Source organism: Stenotrophomonas sp. YJH_SMC_19 (genome assembly GCF_059367915.1).
Map to the genome: position 1 here is coordinate 42,677 of NZ_JCAFRI010000003.1, position 17,117 is coordinate 59,793.

Below are 17,117 nucleotides of genomic sequence, written 5' to 3' on the forward strand. Positions count from 1 at the left end.
CTACAACGCCATCCGCTCGCGCAGTTCACGTGCCTGCCGCCGCGATACCTCCACCTCGCTGCCGTCGTCCAGCGCCAGGTCGTAGCCATCAGCGATGCTGGGCGTCACGCCTCGGATGCGGCGCAGGTTGACCAGCGTGTTGCGGTTGGCGCGGAAGAACAACTCCGGCGGCAGGCGTGCTTCCAGCGCGCTCAGGCTGCGGGTCAGCAGGGCGTTCTGGTCGCGGAACCATAGCCGTGTGTAGTTGCCATCCACCACCAGCCGACGGATCTCCGAGACCGCGACGAACCAGCAGCGTTCGCCCTCGCGCACAAACACCTGGTCCTGCGCGCCCAGCGTGCTGCGCGGCTCCGGCGTTTCGCCCGCCACCACCTCGCGCTGGCGCGCCCGCTGCAACGCTTCCAGCAAGCGCGGCGCCTCGACCGGCTTCACCAGATAATCCAGCGCATTGGCCTGGAACGCGCGCACCGCGTAGGTGTCGTAGGCAGTAACGAAGACCACCGCCGGAACCGTCTCCAGCCCATCCAGCACATCGAAGCCGCTGCCGGAGGGCATCTGCACATCCAGCAGCACCAGGTCTGGCGCCAGTGTGGCGATCGCCTCGCGTGCAGCGGGCACATCGTCGGCCTCGCCCACGCACTGCACCCATGGCAGCGCCGACAACAGCGTGCGCAGCTCCTGCCGCGCCAGCCGTGCATCATCAACGATCAACACACGCAGCACGCCACTCATTGCGGAATCTCCAGCAGGGCCTGCATGCGGTCGCCGACCGGCTGCAGGGTGAAACGACCCTGCGTGCCGAGCTGCGCACGCAGGTAGGCAAGGCCAACGCCATGGCCATGGGTGGGCTCGTTGGCGCTGCCCAGCGGATTGTCCACCTGCAGGCGCAGCACATCATTGTCCAGCGTGGCACGGATCTGCACCTCACCGCCGCCCGGGCGGCTGGCGATGCCATGCTTGATCGCATTCTCCACCAGCAGCTGCAGCGCCATCGCCGGCAGCTGTGCCTGCATGGCATCGGCATCAATGTGCTGGCTTACCTGCAGGCGCTGTTCGAAGTGGACTGCCTCGATGGCCAGGTAGTCGTCCACGACCACCAGTTCCTCGGCCAGGGTGACCTGCTCGCTGCGGTTGTGTGCCAGCGCCTGGCGCAGCGTGCGCGACAGGCGGGTGACCATGTCGCGCGCACGCTCAGGATCTTCCAGGATCAGCGCGCGCAGGTTGTTCAGCGCATTGAACATGAAATGCGGGTTGAGCCGTGCACGCAGTGCATCGCGCTCCAGCGCGCTGCGCTCGGCCTCGGCGCGCAGGCGGGCCAGTTCCGCACTGCGTATCCGGCGCAGGCTGTGCAGGCCTGCCCAGAGCGCTGCCCACAGGGCCAGCATCACCGCAGTGGTGTACCAGTAGAGCAGCAGCGCCTTGGGGCTGAAGTCGGCCGTCTGCCGTCCCAGGCTCACCCAGTTCCAGGCCAGCGCCGAGTGCAGCGCGATGTTCACCAGCAGCTGCGCCACTGCCGCGCCCAATGCCACCGACAGAGCCAGCCGCAGCAACAGCCCGGCCGTGCCGCGCGCCCACCAGTCGGCACGCAGCGCCAGCGCGCGGATGGCACCGCTGCACCCGAACAGGGCCAACGCCAGACCCAGCGTGATCAACACGCCTGCGCTTCCGGCATCGCTGAAATAGGCCTGGCGCAGGCCGATTCCGGCAACGCCATAGAGCACCCACACCAGCGCATTGAGCAGCCAGAAGCGTACCGTCGAGGAGGAATCCGGCATGTCCATTCCGAGGCGTGTTGAAACTCAGTGGTGGTGGTCGAGGAAGGCCTGCACCTGACCGCGCAGCCAGCGCGGATCATCCCACATCAGGAAGTGGAAACCCTGCGCGCTCATCGCGATCTGCACGCCCTGCAGTTTCGCGTACTGCGCCTGGAACACCGCGCGCGTGCTGTCCTCGGTGCCGCCCATCGGCTGGTAGCCGGCCCAGCTGCCCAGCACCAGCGTCGGTGCGGTGATCGAGGCGATGTTGTCACGCAGGTCGGTGGTCATCACCGCATGCATGGCGTCAGCGGTGGTCTGGCGGTCGCTGGCTTCGCCCCAGCGCCCCAGCTCGGCCTGCCGCTGTGGATCGCGGGTCATGCCCGGCAGGCCGGCCTTCAGCTGCGCCTGCCACTGCGCGGCATCGGCGGCGAGCATGCCCTTGCGCAGCTGGTCGGCCATTGGCCGCACGCTGTCTGCGGTGGCGTTCGGGTCACGCGCGGCCGGCAGGAACGGCAATGCGTCGACCACCACCAGCGCACTGACTGCCTTCGGCTCGGCCTGCGCCATCTGCAGCCCCAGCAGGCCGCCAAGACTGTGGCCGATCACCACCACCGGGCCCAGCTGTTGGTCATGCAGGTAGGCCAGCAGCTGCCCGCGCATGGCCGGCAGGAATTCGGCCGGGCGCGGGTCGACGGGCGCAGCGCCGGCAAAGCCCGGCAGCTGCACCAGATGGCACTGCACGTCCTTCAGCGCCAGGCAGGTCTCGCGCCAGACCTCGGCGCTGCTGTTCAGGCCGGGGATCATCAGCAGCGGACGGCCCTTGCCGACCACCTCGACCTGCACCTTGCCGGTGCCGGTGGCGGCCGCCGCATGCGCCGAGCCGGAACCGAGCACGGCCATCGCCATGCCGATCATCGCCAGCCGGGCCAGGGCCTTCATTGCGTACCAGAGTGCCAGGAAGATCTTCATCGTCTGCTCCTTCATTGGGTGGGTGGTGCCGGGATGGGAGCAGCGTGGGCCTGGCGGAGGCACCCCGGTTGCGATTTCGGAGCAGCGGCCGCACGGCGGGGCGAACGGTCGCATGCCATGGATGGCCCACCCTCACATATCAATCGCACATCCATCTTGATGAAGCGATATACTGATCTGCACCCGCCGCCGCCATCCGCGCCATGACCGCCATCAGCTTCGAGTTCTATCCGCCCAAGACCGACGAACAGCGCAGCCAGCTGGACCGTGCTGCGGCCAAGCTGAAGGACTACGCCCCCGAATACGTGTCGTGTACCTTCGGCGCCGGTGGCTCGACCCTGAGCTATACCTCCGAGACCGTGCGCCACCTCAACCAGCACCATGGGTTCGATGCCGCGCCGCACCTGTCGTGCGTGGGCGGCACCCGCCAGGAGATCCGCGAACTGCTCAAGCTGTACCGCGCCATCGGCTGCCGTCGCCTGGTCGCGCTGCGCGGTGACCTTCCCTCGGGCATGGGCTTCCCCGGCGACATGCGCTACGCCGCCGAGCTGATCGACTTCATCCGCACCGAGCACGGCGATGCGTTCCACATCGAAGTGGGCGCGTATCCGGAAACGCATCCGCAGGCGACCGATGCGCTGGCTGACCTGAAGCACTTCAAGGCCAAGATCGATGCCGGTGCCGATGCGGCGATCACCCAGTACTTCTTCAACCCGGACGCCTACTTCCACTTCGTCGATGAAGTGCGCCGGCTCGGCGTGCAGGTGCCGATCACGCCCGGCATCATGCCGATCGCCAACTTCAGCCAGTTGCGCCGCTTCTCCGAGCAGTGTGGTGCGGAGATTCCGCGCTGGATCGGCCGCAAGATGCAGGCCTACGGCGATGACGCCGAGTCGGTACGTGCATTCGGCACGGAAGTGGTGGCCCGGCTGTGCCAGCGCCTGATCGAAGGCGGCGCGCCCGGCCTGCACTTCTACACCTTGAACCTGGCCAAGCCGACCACCTCGGTGCTGAAGCTGCTGCAGGGCTGAAAGCACGCCATGCGGACCGGATCGGCGCTACCCTGCGAGGATGATCCGGCTTTCCTTCCTGCTGTTGCTGCTGCCGCTATGCGTACTGTCGAGCGTCGCCCACGCACAGTCCACGCGCCTGAACCGCTGCACCGATGCGCAGGGCCAGAGCGTGTATACCGACCGGCCCTGCGACAGCGTGGGTGCACGGTCACGGCTGCCGCCGCCCTCCCCGACCGGCAATACCGCAGCGCGCGACACGCTGGGTGCACGCTGCCCGCGCCGGCTGAGCGAGCTCGTGGACGCATTGCGCAACGGCATCCTCAGCAACGACGTCAATCGGCTGTCTTCACTGTACCTGTGGGGTTCGGTGTCCGACGCGGGCGCGCAGCGCATTCTCGGCCAACTGGAATCGTTGGCGCGGCGGCCGCTGGTGGACGTGGTGCCGGTGTATCCGCGGCAGGACCAGGTCGCAGTGCCGGAGGAGGGTCAGAGCCCTGCTGCGCAGGGGTCCGACCCTGAGCCGCCGGCCGTGCGGCATCCGGTCGGCCTGCGCCTGGAGCAGACCTTGCCGGGCAGCGTGGCGCGCGCTTCGACGGTGCTTGGGCTGCGGCGGCAGTATGGGTGTTTCTGGATCACGCTGTGATCGGGAGGGGTCAGAGCCCTGCTGCGCAGGGATCTGACCCCGCATGCCGGCTCACTCCGGCCACAGCCCGCGAATGGCGGCGATGCCCTGCCCGCCATGGCGACGCGCTTCGGCGACGTGACCGCGGCCCATGCCGCCCAGCGCATAGATCGGCAGTGACACCTGCGCCCGCAGCTCGGCGAACGCGTCCCAGCCCAGCGGCACCGCGTCCGGATGGCTGGCCGTGGCCTGCACCGGGCCCAGCACGGCGAAGTCGCAGCCCAGCTGCTGTGCTGCCTGCAGCTGCTGCAGGTCGTGGCAGGACGCGGCCACCAGCTGGCCCTCGGGCAGCGGGCGCTGCGACAGCTGCAGCAGCTGTTCGCTGCCCAGATGCACACCCACGCCCAATGCGCGTGCCAGTTCGATATCGCGATTGAGCAGCCACTGCACCCCGCTGCGACGATGCGCGCGCACGGCCTGTTCGACCATCGCCTGCCGCTGCGGATGCGCCGTCGGCAACCGCAGCTGGATGCGCTGCTGGCCCGCGGCCACCACGCGCTGCAGCTGTTCATGCCAATCCTGCAAGCCGCCCTCATCATCGGCCGGCGCCGGGGTGATCAGGTAGCTGTCGGGCTGGCGCAGGGCAGCCACCACCGGCAGGTCGGCCGGTGGCATTGAATAGCGGCCCAGCTTGTCCGGCGCCACCCAGGTGATTGCCTGGCCCTCCCGCCCGCGCGGCGTCCCCTTCCAGCTGCGCACATGGCGCACCTCCAGGGTCAGGTGCTTGTCCGGATAGCGCTGCGGCACATCCATCAGCCACTCGCCGACATCGGCCTCGATGCCCAGTTCCTCGCGCAGCTCGCGCACCAGCGCCTGTTCGGAGGTCTCGCCGGATTCGCGTTTGCCGCCGGGAAACTCCCACAGGCCGGCCATGTCGCGGTTCTCGGTACGGCGGTTGAGCAGCACGCGGCCACGGGCGTCGGTGATGACGGCGGCCACGACATGGATCGATCGGGTGGGGGAAGGCATGGGGGGAAGCATGCCCAGAACAGGGCGGCCGGCGCAATCACGGATCCGCTGCAACTCCCCTGCCACAAACGAAAAGCCCCGCTTTCGCGGGGCTCTTCGGCATCAGCTCAGCTGGCCGTGGCAGTGCTTGTACTTCTTGCCACTGCCGCACGGGCACGGATCGTTGCGGCCGATCTTCGGCTCGTCGCGCTGCATCTGCGCCACGCCCTGCTGGGCAGCCTGCACCTGCGCGGCTTCCTCGTCGGCGCTGTAGCCGCCCACGTCCTGGTGCTGGAACTGCGACTGGCTCAGGCGGGCTTCGGCCTGCTGGCGTTCGGCCGCTTCCAGCGCCTGCACTTCCTCGTCGCTGCGGATGCGCACGCGCGACAGCAGGGTCACCACTTCGCGCTTGACGTTTTCCAGCATGTCCGAGAACAGCTCGAAGGCTTCCTTCTTGTATTCCTGCTTGGGCTGCTTCTGCGCGTAACCACGCAGGTAGATGCCCTGGCGCAGGTAATCCATGCGCGCCAGGTGCTCCTTCCAGCTCTGGTCCAGCACGGTCAGCATCACGTGTTTCTCCAGCGCGCGCATGGTCTCTTCGCCCACGCCGGCTTCCTTCTCGGCGAAGTGCTGGTTGACGCGTTCCTGCACCTTGGCGGCAATCGCCTCGGCGTCCAGCTCCTCGTGTTCCTTGACCAGGTCGGTCAGCGACATCTGCAGGCCGAAGTCCGACTCGAGGGTCGCTTCCAGGCCACGCAGGTCCCACTGCTCGTCGATCGAGTTCGGCGGCACGAAGCGGGCCACCACGTCGAAGATCACGTCGTCGCGGATGCCGTCGACGTTGTCCTTCACCGACTCGGCGTCCAGCAGTTCGTCGCGCTGGGCGTAGATCACCTTGCGCTGGTCGTTGTTGACGTCGTCGAAGTCCAGCAGGTTCTTGCGGATGTCGAAGTTGTGGGCCTCGACCTTGCGCTGCGCCTTCTCGATCTGGCGGCTGACCAGGCGGTCTTCGATGACGTCGTCTTCCTTCATGCCCATCATGCGCATGGCCTTCTGCACCCAGTCGGAGGCGAAGATGCGCATCAGGTTGTCTTCCAGCGACAGGTAGAAGCGGGACGAACCCGGGTCACCCTGGCGGCCCGAACGGCCACGCAGCTGGTTGTCGATACGGCGCGACTCATGGCGCTCGGTGCCGACGATGTGCAGGCCGCCCGCCGCCTTCACTGCCTCGTGGCGCTTCTGCCAGTCGGCCTTGACCGCAGCCTTCTGCTCGTCGGTCGCGTCCTCGCCCAGCGCGTGGAGCTCTGCTTCCAGCGAACCGCCCAGCACGATGTCGGTACCACGGCCGGCCATGTTGGTGGCGATGGTCACCGCGCCCGGACGGCCGGCGTTGGCGACGATGGTCGCTTCGCGGTCGTGCTGCTTGGCATTGAGCACTTCGTGCTTCACACCGGCCTTGTTCAGGTGCTCGGACAGCATTTCCGAAGTTTCAATCGAGGTGGTACCGACCAGCACCGGCTGGCCGCGCTTGGCGCACTCTTCGATGTCGGCCAGCACCGCATTGAACTTGCCCTTGCGGTTGAGGAACACCTGGTCCGGGCTGTCCTTGCGGATGGTCGGGCGGTTGGTCGGGATCACCACCACTTCCAGGCCGTAGATGCTCTGGAACTCGAAGGCTTCGGTATCGGCCGTGCCGGTCATGCCGGACAGCTTCTTGTACATGCGGAACAGGTTCTGGAAGGTGATGCTCGCCAGCGTCTGGTTCTCGCGCTGGACCGGCACGCCTTCCTTCGCTTCCACCGCCTGGTGCAGGCCATCGGACCAGCGGCGGCCGGCCAGGGTACGGCCGGTGAACTCATCGACGATGACCACTTCGCCGTCGCGCACGATGTAGTCCACGTCACGCTGGTAGATCGCGTGCGCGCGCAGGGCGGCGTTGAGATGGTGGACCACGGTCAGGTTCTGCGCCGCGTACAGGCCTTCGGTTTCGCCGTTGAGGATGCCGGCTTCCACCAGCAGCTGCTCGGCGTGCTCCATGCCCGCTTCGGACAGGTGCACCTGCTTGCCCTTCTCGTCGACCCAGAAGTCGCCCTCGCCGTCTTCCGCTTCCTGCTTGACCAGGTGCGGCACGACGCGGTTGACACGGATGTACAGCTCCGGGGAATCATCGGCCGGGCCGGAGATGATCAGCGGGGTACGCGCTTCGTCGATCAGGATGGAGTCGACTTCGTCGACGATGGCGTAGTGCAGGCCGCGCTGGTAGCGGTCGGCCTTGGACAGCGCCATGTTGTCGCGCAGGTAGTCGAAGCCGAATTCGTTGTTGGTGCCGTAGGTGATGTCCGCAGCATAGGCTTCGCGCTTATCGCTGTGCGGCATGCCCGGGTAGACAACGCCCACGCTCAGGCCCAGCCAGTTGTACAGCTTGCCCATCTGCGCGGCGTCGCGGCGGGCCAGGTAGTCGTTCACGGTGACCACGTGCACGCCCTTGCCTTCCAGCGCGTTGAGGTACACCGGCAGGGTCGCCACCAGGGTCTTGCCTTCACCGGTGCGCATTTCTGCGATCTTGCCCAGGTGAAGCACCATGCCGCCGATCAGCTGCACGTCGTAGTGGCGCATGCCCAGCACGCGGCGGCCGGCTTCGCGGCAGACCGCGAAGGCTTCCGGCAGCACCTTGTCCAGGGCTTCACCGTCAGCGATGCGCTGCTTGAACTCCGGCGTCTTGGCCTGAAGCTGCTCGTCGGAAAGCTTCTCGATCTCCGGCTCCAGCGCATTGATCTTGGCGACGATGCGGTTGAGCTGGCGCAGCTGTCGTTCGTTACGACTGCCAAATACGCGGGTAAGCAGGCTGTTGATCATTGAAGGAACCGGGTTGGATGGACACGACGCCCGGCCTCCCCCTTGGGATCCGTCCGCCGCAAACGAAACAGGGCGCCTGGCGCCCTGTCGATGGCAACACCCATTGTAGCTTGGGACGGGCGGCTGAGGTTTCAACCCCGAGGGGTAGTGCCGGCCGCTGGCCGGTGATCCGCGATGCTGCCGAAGATCATGAGGTTGCCGGCCAGCGGCCGGCACTACCAGATCAACCGCATCGGGTCAGAGCCCTCCCGCGGCGCGGAAGGGATCCGACCCGGGCATCAGCCGCGGCTGATGCGGCCGACCGGCGTGTTGCCGCCGTCGCCGAGGAACTTGCGCGGGTTGACCACGTTGCCGTTCTCCCACACCTCGAAGTGCACGTGGGCGCCGGTCGAACGTCCGGTGGAACCGGCCTTGGCCACTTCCTGACCGGCACGGACCAGGTCACCGGCCTTCACCACCAGGCGCGAATTGTGCGCGTAGCGGGTGACGTAGCCATTACCGTGGTCGACATCGACCACGTTGCCGTAGCCGCCCTTCACGCCGGCGAAGCTGACCACGCCTTCGGCCACGGCCATCACCGGGTCACCGACCTTGGCGTGGAAGTCCATGCCCTTGTGGGTCGCGGCACCGCGGCCGAACGGGTCGGCACGGGTGCCGAAGCCGGAGGTCACGTAGCTGTTGCGGATCGGCATGCGCGACGGCACGGCGTTCTGCTGCAGCTGGTGGTCGAACATCAGCGATTCCATCACCGACAACTGACGGCCTGAAGCAGCGAAACGCTGCTCCAGCACCTGTAAGTCGGCGTTGACGTCCTTGACCGGGATGTCGCTGGTCGGGCCGCCGGCATCGCCGTCACCGAGGCCAGGCGTCTCGTTGAAGTCGAACTCGCCGTCTTCCAGCTTGCCCATCTGGGTCAGCCGTTCGCCAAGGGCGTTCAGGCGGGTAGCCTGCGCCTGCAGCTCGCCGAGGCGTGCCGCCAGCGCGTTGACCTGGGTCTGCGCATCGCGCTTGACCTTGGCCAGTTCCGCATCCTGGCGCTCGACCTTGGCCTGCAGCCGGGAATCATTCAGCGCGCTGGCGCCAATGCCGCCAGCAAGGCCGATAATGCAGCCTACCCCGAGCACGCTTCCCAGCAGGGCGCGGGGGCGGTCCTCGAAATAGAACCGCAAACGCGCGATCGGCGACGACTTGGCCTGTCCTTCACGCGTTTTGATTACGATCTTTTTGAATGCCATCAGTGAGTTTTCATGTCTGAGCCGAAATCCAGCGTTCGCCCCGCGTCAGTGCCGAAGCCGGCGCTGGATGCGGTGATGGCGGACAAAAGCGGGAACCCGCTGCGGCGTGCCTTGTGGCTCGACGCGCTGGACCGTCAGTTGCGCCCCCAGTTGCCGCCACCTCTGCGCAGCCGTTGCCGGCTGGCCAATGTGGACGGGGAACACCTCGTTTTTCTCGTCGAGTCCCCGGTCTGGCATGCCAAGTTGCGGCTTGCCGAAGCCCAGTTGCTCGACGCGGCCCGTTCCATCGGGCTGAAGGCCACCAGGGTGACCATCAAGACTGCGTCTCCCACTCCCACGCGCTCCCCAGCGCTCGACAACCGGAATGGACCCCACGCAGTTTCAGCCGCCACGCACAAAGGGCTACGCGACGCCTTGGCTTGCCTGCAGGACGTTCCCTCGAAGCCGAAGAAGCAGTCCTGACGACAACGGAGCATCCGGCTCCGCTCCCCGTCGCGCGTGTCACCACGGCGTGAAACATTTCGGGGGCCGGGTCGCATCCTAGCTGCCATCCGGGGGCCTGTCGTTAGATTGTTGTTAAAATCGCGTTAAATTCAGGCTTCCGATCCAACAGGTTCACAAAACCGTGACCTCGAACCGGCCTTGACGCGTGTCAAGCATGCTGAATGCGCCGAACACCCCTGAAACGACAACGCCGCCCTGGAAGGCGGCGTTTTTGTCTTTTAATTCAACAACCTACAGAAATCAGGCGTAGGCCGGAGTGGCATATTCCACCGGATCCGGCGTCGCCGGCGAGTCGAAACTGACCCATTCCCAGGCAGTGGCGTCGGCCATCAGCGCCCGCACCAGCTTGTTGTTGAGGGCGTGGCCGGACTTGAAGCCTTCGTAGGCACCCAGCACCTGGCCACCGGCCAGGTAGAGGTCGCCGATCGCATCGAGGATCTTGTGGCGCACGAATTCGTCGGCATAGCGCAGGCCGTCTTCGTTGAGCACGCGGAACTCGTCCAGCACGATGGCGTTGTCCATCGAACCGCCCAGGCCCAGGTTGCGCTCGCGCATGTATTCCAGGTCGCGCATGAAGCCGAAGGTGCGCGCGCGGGAGATTTCCTTGGTGTAGGCCAGCGTCGAGAACTCGATTTCCTGGCGCGACTGCTTGGCCGGAATCATCGGGTGGTCGAACTGGATGGTGAAGCCCAGCTTGTAGCCCTCGTACGGGCTGAAGCGGGCCACCTTGTCGCCTTCGGTCACTTCCACGGTCTTCAGCACGCGGATGAAGCGCTTGGGCGCATCCTGTTCCACGATGCCCGCCGACTGCAGCAGGAACACGAACGGGCCGGCCGAACCGTCCATGATCGGCAGCTCGGCCGAGGACAGTTCGACAATGATGTTGTCCACGCCCAGGCCGGCCAGCGCCGACATCAGGTGTTCGACGGTCTGGATCTTGGCGTCGTTGCAGGTCAGGCCGGTGCACAGGGTCACTTCGGTGACCAGCTCGGCCTTGGCCGGCACTTCCACCACCGGGTCCAGGTCCACGCGGCGGAACACGATGCCATGGTTGACCGGTGCCGGGCGCAGGGTCATGTAGACCTTGTCGCCGCTGTGCAGGCCAACGCCGGTGGCGCGGATCGTGTTCTTGAGGGTGCGTTGCTGGATCATGGGGGATGGACCGGAAGTGACACATTAGATTAACACGCACGGTCCCCTACCCCGGCTGAAAGGCAGGCAGGACACACCGGCGCGTCAATGGGACGCACATGAAGCAGGGCGGCCGGGCCCATCCTGGCCCGGCGCCCGCGTTTTCAGGACATGGTGGCGCAACCCGGGGAGGACAACCCCGGGCCGGCCCGCTCAGTCCGCCTGGCGGCGCAGGAACGCCGGGATGTCCAGGTAGTCGTTCGGCAGTTCTGCCGCGGCCGGGGCCGAAGAGGACGGCGCCGACGGGGCCGAAGCCGCCGCGGTATCGCTGCTGGCGCGACGCAGGCCCAGGCCCATGCCGCCGACGGCCTTGGACACGGCGTCGCCGCCGTTGTCGAAGTCGCCGAACTCCGGCTGGCCGGTGGTGGCGTTGCGGACCAGCTTGATCGGCGCGCGCTCGCCCGGACGCTGGGCCTTGCTGGCCGACACGCGGTTCAGGCCGGTGGCAACCACGGTCACGCGCACTTCGTCCTGCATGTCCGGGTCGAGCACGGTGCCGACCACCACGGTGGCGTCTTCCGAAGCGAAGCCGTCGATGGTGCGGCCGATCTCGTCGAACTCGGCCATGGTGAAGTCCGCACCGGCGGTGATGTTGACCAGGATGCCGTTGGCACCGGCCAGGTTCACGTCGTCCAGCAGCGGGTTCTGGATGGCCGATTCGGCAGCGGCCTGGGCGCGGTCATCGCCACGGGCGGTGCCGGTACCCATCATCGCCAGGCCCATTTCGGACATGACGGTGCGCACGTCGGCGAAGTCGACGTTGATCAGGCCCGGACGCACGATCAGGTCGGCGATGCCCTGCACGGCGCCCTGCAGCACGTCGTTGGCGGCGCGGAATGCCTGGATCATGGTCGCGTTGCGGCCCAGCACGGTGATCAGCTTCTCGTTCGGGATGGTGATCAGCGAGTCGCAGTGCTGGCTCAGTTCCTCGATGCCCTTCAGCGCCACCTGCATGCGGCGACGGCCTTCGAACGGGAACGGCTTGGTGACCACGGCCACGGTCAGGATGCCCATCTCCTTGGCCAGCTGCGCCACCACCGGTGCAGCGCCGGTACCGGTGCCGCCGCCCATGCCGGCGGTGATGAACACCATGTCCGCGCCCTGCAGGGCGTCCATGATGCGCTCACGGTCTTCCAGCGCGGCCTGGCGGCCGACTTCCGGGTTCGCGCCTGCGCCCAGGCCCTTGGTCACGTTGGTACCCAGCTGCAGCTGCAGCTTGGCACCGCAATTCTTGATGGCCTGCGAGTCGGTGTTGGCGGTGATGAACTCCACGCCGTCCACCGCCGAGTTGACCATGTGCGCCACGGCATTGCCGCCGCCGCCGCCCACGCCAACCACCTTGATCACCGCATTGGGTGCCATCTTTTCGATCAGTTCAAAATGCGCCATGTCCGTGTCCTCGTTGTATCCGCTTGTCGGTGGCATGGACGGTCGGGCCTCCTGCCTTCGCGTGTCATGTTGCCGTTGCGGCTGTGTGGGTTGTGTATTGCGTTGCTGCGTTGTGATGCGGGTACTGCAGGTGGTGCGCCGGGGTGACCCCGGTGTTACGGGTTCCGCGTCAGAACTCGCCGCGGAACCAGGTCTTGAGTTTCTTGAACATGCTTCCGGCGCGCCCGGTCGGTAGCGACGGCCGCCGCGGGTGCTCGATCTGGCTGCCCATCAGCAGCAGGCCCACGCCGGTGGCATGCACCGGATTGCCCACCACTTCGCCCAGGCCGGTAACGTGCTGCGGGATGCCCACGCGCACCGGCATCTGCAGCATTTCCTCGGCCAGCTCGACTACGCCTTCCATCTTCGAGGCACCACCGGTCAGCACCATGCCGGCGCGCACCAGTTCCTCGAAGCCGGAGCGGCGCAGTTCGGCCTGCACCATCTCGAAGATTTCCTCGTAACGGCCCTGCACCGCCTGCGCCAGCGAATGGCGCGGCATGCGGCGCGGCGGGCGGTCGCCCACCGACGGCACCTGGATGCTTTCCTCGGCAGTGGCCAGCTGGGCCAGGGCGCAGGCGTAGCGCACCTTGATCTGCTCGGCTTCCGGGGTGGGCGTGCGCAGCATGTGCGCGATGTCATTGGTGACGTGGTCGCCGGCGATCGGCAGCGAAGCCGTGTGGCAGATCGCGCCCTGCACGAACACCGCGATGTCGGTGGTGCCGGCGCCCATGTCGACCAGCACCACGCCCAGCTCGCGTTCGTCGGCGGTCAGCACCGCAACGCTGGAGGCCAGCGAGGACAGCACCAGGTCATCCACCTGCAGGCCGCAGCGCTGCACGCACTTGCTGATGTTGGCCGCGGCTGACTGCGCGCACACCACCAGGTGCGCATGCACCTCCAGGCGCACGCCGGTCATGCCGACCGGATTGCGGATGCCTTCCTGCGAATCGTCCAGCACGTACTCGCGCGGGATCGCGTGCAGGATCTTCTGGTCGGCCGGAATCGCCACCGCCTTGGCCGCATCGAGCACGCGATCCAGGTCGCCCCAGGTCACTTCCCCGTCGCGGATCGGCACGATGCCCGGCGAGTTCTTGCACTGCACGTGGTTGCCGGAGATCGAGGCGTACACCGAGCGGATCTCGCAGCCGGCCATCAGCTCGGCTTCTTCCACCGCGCGCTGGATCGACTGCACGGTCGATTCGATGTCCACCACCACGCCGCGCTTCAAACCGCGCGACTCGTGCGAGCCGATGCCGATCACTTCGATCGGGTTGCCCGGCGAATACTCGCCCACCAGCGCCACCACCTTGGAGGTGCCGATGTCCAGGCCAACGATCAGCGATTTGTCACCCTTGCGATTCATGTCCTTTCCTGCGTGCTTCTGGCCGGGGTCGCCGGCGCTTTCGCCGGCGTGGCCGGGGTACCCCAGCTCAGCGTGAAACCATTGGTGTAACGGAGGTCGGCGCGCTCGATCGGCGCGTCCTGACGGTTGAGCTGCGGCAGTACCTTGACGAAGCGCTGCATGCGCGAGCGCGCGTCGTCGCGGCCGACCACCACTTCGGTGCCGTTGCTCAGCACCAGCGACCAGCTGCCGCGTGCATCCATCGTCACCCGGCGCACATCGACGCCGGCCGGTGCGAACAATGCACGCGAGTCGCTGTACAGCTTCATCACTTCCTCGGTCTGGCTGTCCGGGCCATCCAGTTCGGGCAGCGCAAGGTCGGCCAGCTTCTTCGGCGTGGGGAACAGCTTGCCCTGCTCGGAAACCAGGCGGTCGTTGCCCCAGCGCGCGAACGGCTTGTGCTCGACCAGGGTTACTTCCAGCACATCCGGCCACTGCTTGCGTACCCGTGCGCTTTCCACCCACGGCAGCTTTTCCAGTGCGTCCTGGGCATCCTGCAGCTTGACCGCGAAGAACCCGGCGCGCGCATACGGCAGCAGCACCTGCTGCAGCTGTTCGGCCGGTACCCGCTTGAACTCGCCATGCACGCGCAGCTTCGCCAGCGGCCAGCGCTCGGCGCCGACCCAGCCATTGACCACGGCCACCACCGGCAGTGCAACCACCGACAGCGCCAACAGCCAGACGAAGATGCGCAGCACCGCGTTCATGCGTGCGAGGCCTCCAGGGTCTGTTCCAGCACACGCCACACCAGCTCTTCGAAGCTGATGCCGGCCTGGCCTGCGGCCTTGGGCACCAGCGAATGGCTGGTCATGCCCGGCGCGGTGTTCACTTCCAGCAGGAAGAAGCGGCCGCTGCTGCGGTCGCGCATCACGTCCACGCGGCCCCAGCCACGGCAGCCAGCAGCGCGGAACGCGGCCAGCGCGATGCGGCGGATTTCCTCTTCGTCGCCACCGTCCAGGCCCGGGCACAGGTACTGGGTGTCCTCGGCGATGTACTTGGCGTTGTAGTCGTACCACTGGCCCTTGGGCACGATGCGGATCGACGGCAGCGCGACGTCGCCGAGAATGGCCACGGTCAGTTCGTCGCCGACCACCATCTGCTCCATCAGCAGCTGGCCGTCGTAGCGCGCAGCCAGGGCCACGGCCTCATCCAGGCCGGCGTCGTCGGTGACCCGGCTGATGCCCACGCTGGAGCCTTCGTTGGCCGGCTTCACCACCACCGGCAGGCCCAGCTCGGCCGCCAGTGCATGCACGTTCGATGCGTCGACCTTGCGGTATTGCGGGGTCGGCAGGCCCAGCGACAACCACACCTGCTTGGTACGGATCTTGTCCATGCTCAGCGCAGAGCCCAGCACGTCCGAGCCGGTGTACGGCACGCCGAAGGCGTCCATCAGGCCCTGCACGATGCCGTCCTCACCACCACCGTTGTGGCCGTGCAGGATGTTGAACACACGGTCGATGCCGCCGGCAGCCAGCGCCTTGGCCAGCGCCGGAATGCCATCCACCGCGAACGCATCGACACCGCGCGACTGCAGTGCTTCCAGTACGTTGCGGCCGGAATCCAGCGACACCTCGCGTTCGCTGGAAGTGCCACCGAGCAGCACGGCGACGCGGCCGAATACAGCCGGGTCGGTCACGCGCAGCGGCGGGAAGGTCAGCGCGCTCACGCCTCGCCCTCCCCCTTGAAGCCTTCCACCGCGATGTGGGTAGCCACGGCGCCGATGTCGCCCGCCCCCATCATCAGCAGCAGGTCACCGTTCTGCAGCACGTCCGGCAGCACGCTGGCCAGCTCGGCGGCCTTGCCAACCACCACCGGTTCGCTGCGGCCGCGCGCGCGGATGGCACGGGCCAGCGCATGCGAGTCGGCACCGGCAATCGGTTCCTCGCCAGCCGGGTAGACCTCGCTAAGCACCAGCGCATCGACGCTGGACAGCACAGCGGCGAACTTGTCGAACTGGTCGCGGGTTCGGCTGTAGCGGTGCGGCTGGAAGGCCACCACCAGGCGCTTGTCGGCCCAGCCACCACGGGCGGCGGCGAACACGGCTTCCAGCTCGCTCGGGTGATGACCGTAGTCATCGATGATGCGCACCTTGGCGCCACTGGCGGTGGTCACTTCGCCCAGATCGTTGAAGCGACGGCCGACACCGGCGAAGCCTTCCAGCGCACGCGCGATGGCGTCCGGGGCCACGCCAAGCTGCCAGCCCACTGCGGCGGCGGCCAGTGCGTTGAGTACGTTGTGCCTGCCCGGCAGTGCCAGTACCACTTCCTGGCTGGTGCCCTGCGGCAGGCGCAGGGTGAAGCGCATGCGCGACCCTTCCTGCACCACGTTCTCGGCGCGCACGTCGGCCTGCGGGCTCATGCCGTAGCTCATCACGTGGCGCGGGGTCCTGGCGGCCAGCGCAGCCACTTCCGGGTCGTCGATGCACAGCACCGCCAGGCCATAGAACGGCAGGCGCTGCAGGAACTCGGCGAACGCCGCCTGCACGCGGGCAAAGTCGTTGCCGTAGTTCTCCAGATGATCGGCATCGATGTTGGTGATGATCGACATCAACGGATTCAGGCGCAGGAAGCTGCCATCGCTTTCGTCGGCCTCGGCCACCAGCCACTGGCCACCACCCAGCTTGGCGTTGGCGCCGGCGGCCAGCAGCTGGCCACCGATCACGAACGTCGGGTCCAGGCCGCCTTCGCTCAATACCGCAGCGGTCAGGCTGGTGGTGGTGGTCTTGCCATGCGTACCGGCCACGGCGATGCCGCGACGGAAGCGCATCAGCTCGGCCAGCATGGCCGCACGCGGCATGATCGGAATGCGCTGGCTGCGCGCTTCCATCAGTTCCGGGTTGTCTTCGCGGATGGCGCTGGAGACCACCACGCAGTCGGTGCCCAGCACGTTGGCCGCCGAGTGGCCGCGCATGATGCGCGCACCCAGGCTGGCCAGGCGGCGGGTCGCCACGTTGTCGGCGTTGTCCGAGCCGGACACTTCATAGCCCAGCGTCAGCATCACTTCGGCGATACCGCTCATGCCGGTGCCGCCGATGCCGACGAAATGCACGCGCGGGAACGCGCGCACCAGGTCGTTGGTGTCGTGCAGGCGGCGGATCATGCGCGGCCTCGCGCAGGGCAGGCGCGGTGG

Annotated in this window: 14 protein-coding genes and 1 pseudogene; 3 read left to right on the plus strand and 12 right to left on the minus strand. The window is 67.1% G+C overall.

From position 1 onward, the window contains the following. The 3 genes from AC5P5R_RS04805 to AC5P5R_RS04815 are packed head-to-tail and all read right to left on the minus strand — an operon-like array spanning position 1 to position 2,726. Positions 1 to 732 (minus strand): LytR/AlgR family response regulator transcription factor, encoded by a 732-nt coding sequence (locus AC5P5R_RS04805; protein WP_005408094.1) that lies wholly within the window; start codon positions 730 to 732, stop codon positions 1 to 3. Next, the gene (locus AC5P5R_RS04810) at positions 729 to 1,775 is read right to left on the minus strand and encodes a sensor histidine kinase (protein ID WP_059036362.1); all 1,047 of its coding nucleotides are present in this window, start codon (positions 1,773 to 1,775) and stop codon (positions 729 to 731) included. The genes AC5P5R_RS04805 and AC5P5R_RS04810 overlap by 4 nt, the downstream gene beginning before the upstream one ends. A gap of 24 nt (positions 1,776 to 1,799) precedes the next feature. After that, positions 1,800 to 2,726 carry an alpha/beta fold hydrolase gene (locus AC5P5R_RS04815; RefSeq protein ID WP_060380071.1) on the minus strand — a complete coding sequence of 309 codons (927 nt, stop codon included), beginning with the start codon at positions 2,724 to 2,726 and terminating at the stop codon, positions 1,800 to 1,802. A 203-nt stretch (positions 2,727 to 2,929) separates the two neighbouring features. On the opposite strand from AC5P5R_RS04815, the gene metF reads away from it, so the two are divergent. Beyond that, entirely contained in the window at positions 2,930 to 3,757 is an 828-nt protein-coding gene (gene metF, locus AC5P5R_RS04820; RefSeq protein WP_033834442.1) for a methylenetetrahydrofolate reductase [NAD(P)H], read from the plus strand. A 40-nt stretch (positions 3,758 to 3,797) separates the two neighbouring features. Then, positions 3,798 to 4,382 carry a DUF4124 domain-containing protein gene (locus AC5P5R_RS04825; protein WP_005408090.1) on the plus strand — a complete coding sequence of 195 codons (585 nt, stop codon included), beginning with the start codon at positions 3,798 to 3,800 and terminating at the stop codon, positions 4,380 to 4,382. A 51-nt stretch (positions 4,383 to 4,433) separates the two neighbouring features. Here AC5P5R_RS04825 and AC5P5R_RS04830 read toward each other — a convergent pair whose 3' ends face one another. The 3 genes from AC5P5R_RS04830 to AC5P5R_RS04840 form a co-directional block, all read right to left on the minus strand. Continuing rightward, positions 4,434 to 5,390, minus strand: a complete 957-nt coding sequence (locus tag AC5P5R_RS04830) for a Nudix family hydrolase (RefSeq protein ID WP_100438880.1) — start codon at positions 5,388 to 5,390, stop codon at positions 4,434 to 4,436. A 102-nt stretch (positions 5,391 to 5,492) separates the two neighbouring features. Beyond that, positions 5,493 to 8,225 carry a preprotein translocase subunit SecA gene (gene secA, locus AC5P5R_RS04835; protein ID WP_088431937.1) on the minus strand — a complete coding sequence of 911 codons (2,733 nt, stop codon included), beginning with the start codon at positions 8,223 to 8,225 and terminating at the stop codon, positions 5,493 to 5,495. 278 nt (positions 8,226 to 8,503) lie between these two features. Next, complete coding sequence (locus AC5P5R_RS04840) at positions 8,504 to 9,460, minus strand: M23 family metallopeptidase (RefSeq protein WP_005408087.1); 957 nt, start codon at positions 9,458 to 9,460, stop codon at positions 8,504 to 8,506. A gap of 12 nt (positions 9,461 to 9,472) precedes the next feature. Between AC5P5R_RS04840 and AC5P5R_RS04845 the strand changes: the two genes are divergently transcribed. Then, positions 9,473 to 9,922, plus strand: a complete 450-nt coding sequence (locus tag AC5P5R_RS04845; protein ID WP_162292030.1) for a DciA family protein — start codon at positions 9,473 to 9,475, stop codon at positions 9,920 to 9,922. Between the two features lie 282 nt (positions 9,923 to 10,204). Here AC5P5R_RS04845 and lpxC read toward each other — a convergent pair whose 3' ends face one another. The 6 genes and pseudogenes from lpxC to murC form a co-directional block, all read right to left on the minus strand. Beyond that, on the minus strand, positions 10,205 to 11,116 hold the full coding sequence (lpxC, locus tag AC5P5R_RS04850) for a UDP-3-O-acyl-N-acetylglucosamine deacetylase (protein ID WP_005408085.1): 912 nt from the start codon (positions 11,114 to 11,116) through the stop codon (positions 10,205 to 10,207). A gap of 192 nt (positions 11,117 to 11,308) precedes the next feature. Further along, entirely contained in the window at positions 11,309 to 12,544 is a 1,236-nt protein-coding gene (ftsZ, locus tag AC5P5R_RS04855) for a cell division protein FtsZ (protein WP_005408084.1), read from the minus strand. A gap of 169 nt (positions 12,545 to 12,713) precedes the next feature. Next, on the minus strand, positions 12,714 to 13,949 hold the full coding sequence (ftsA, locus tag AC5P5R_RS04860; protein ID WP_005408083.1) for a cell division protein FtsA: 1,236 nt from the start codon (positions 13,947 to 13,949) through the stop codon (positions 12,714 to 12,716). Between the two features lie 68 nt (positions 13,950 to 14,017). Beyond that, positions 14,018 to 14,695 (minus strand): annotated as a pseudogene (locus AC5P5R_RS04865) (cell division protein FtsQ/DivIB); the annotation flags it as partial. Further along, positions 14,692 to 15,654: a D-alanine--D-alanine ligase gene (locus AC5P5R_RS04870; protein ID WP_049402364.1), complete on the minus strand. Its 963-nt coding sequence runs from the start codon at positions 15,652 to 15,654 to the stop codon at positions 14,692 to 14,694. The pseudogene AC5P5R_RS04865 and the gene AC5P5R_RS04870, both read right to left, overlap by 4 nt. Further along, positions 15,651 to 17,087 (minus strand): UDP-N-acetylmuramate--L-alanine ligase, encoded by a 1,437-nt coding sequence (murC, locus tag AC5P5R_RS04875; RefSeq protein WP_088431936.1) that lies wholly within the window; start codon positions 17,085 to 17,087, stop codon positions 15,651 to 15,653. Before murC ends, AC5P5R_RS04870 begins: the two co-directional genes overlap by 4 nt. Between the last annotated feature and the right edge of the window lie 30 nt (positions 17,088 to 17,117).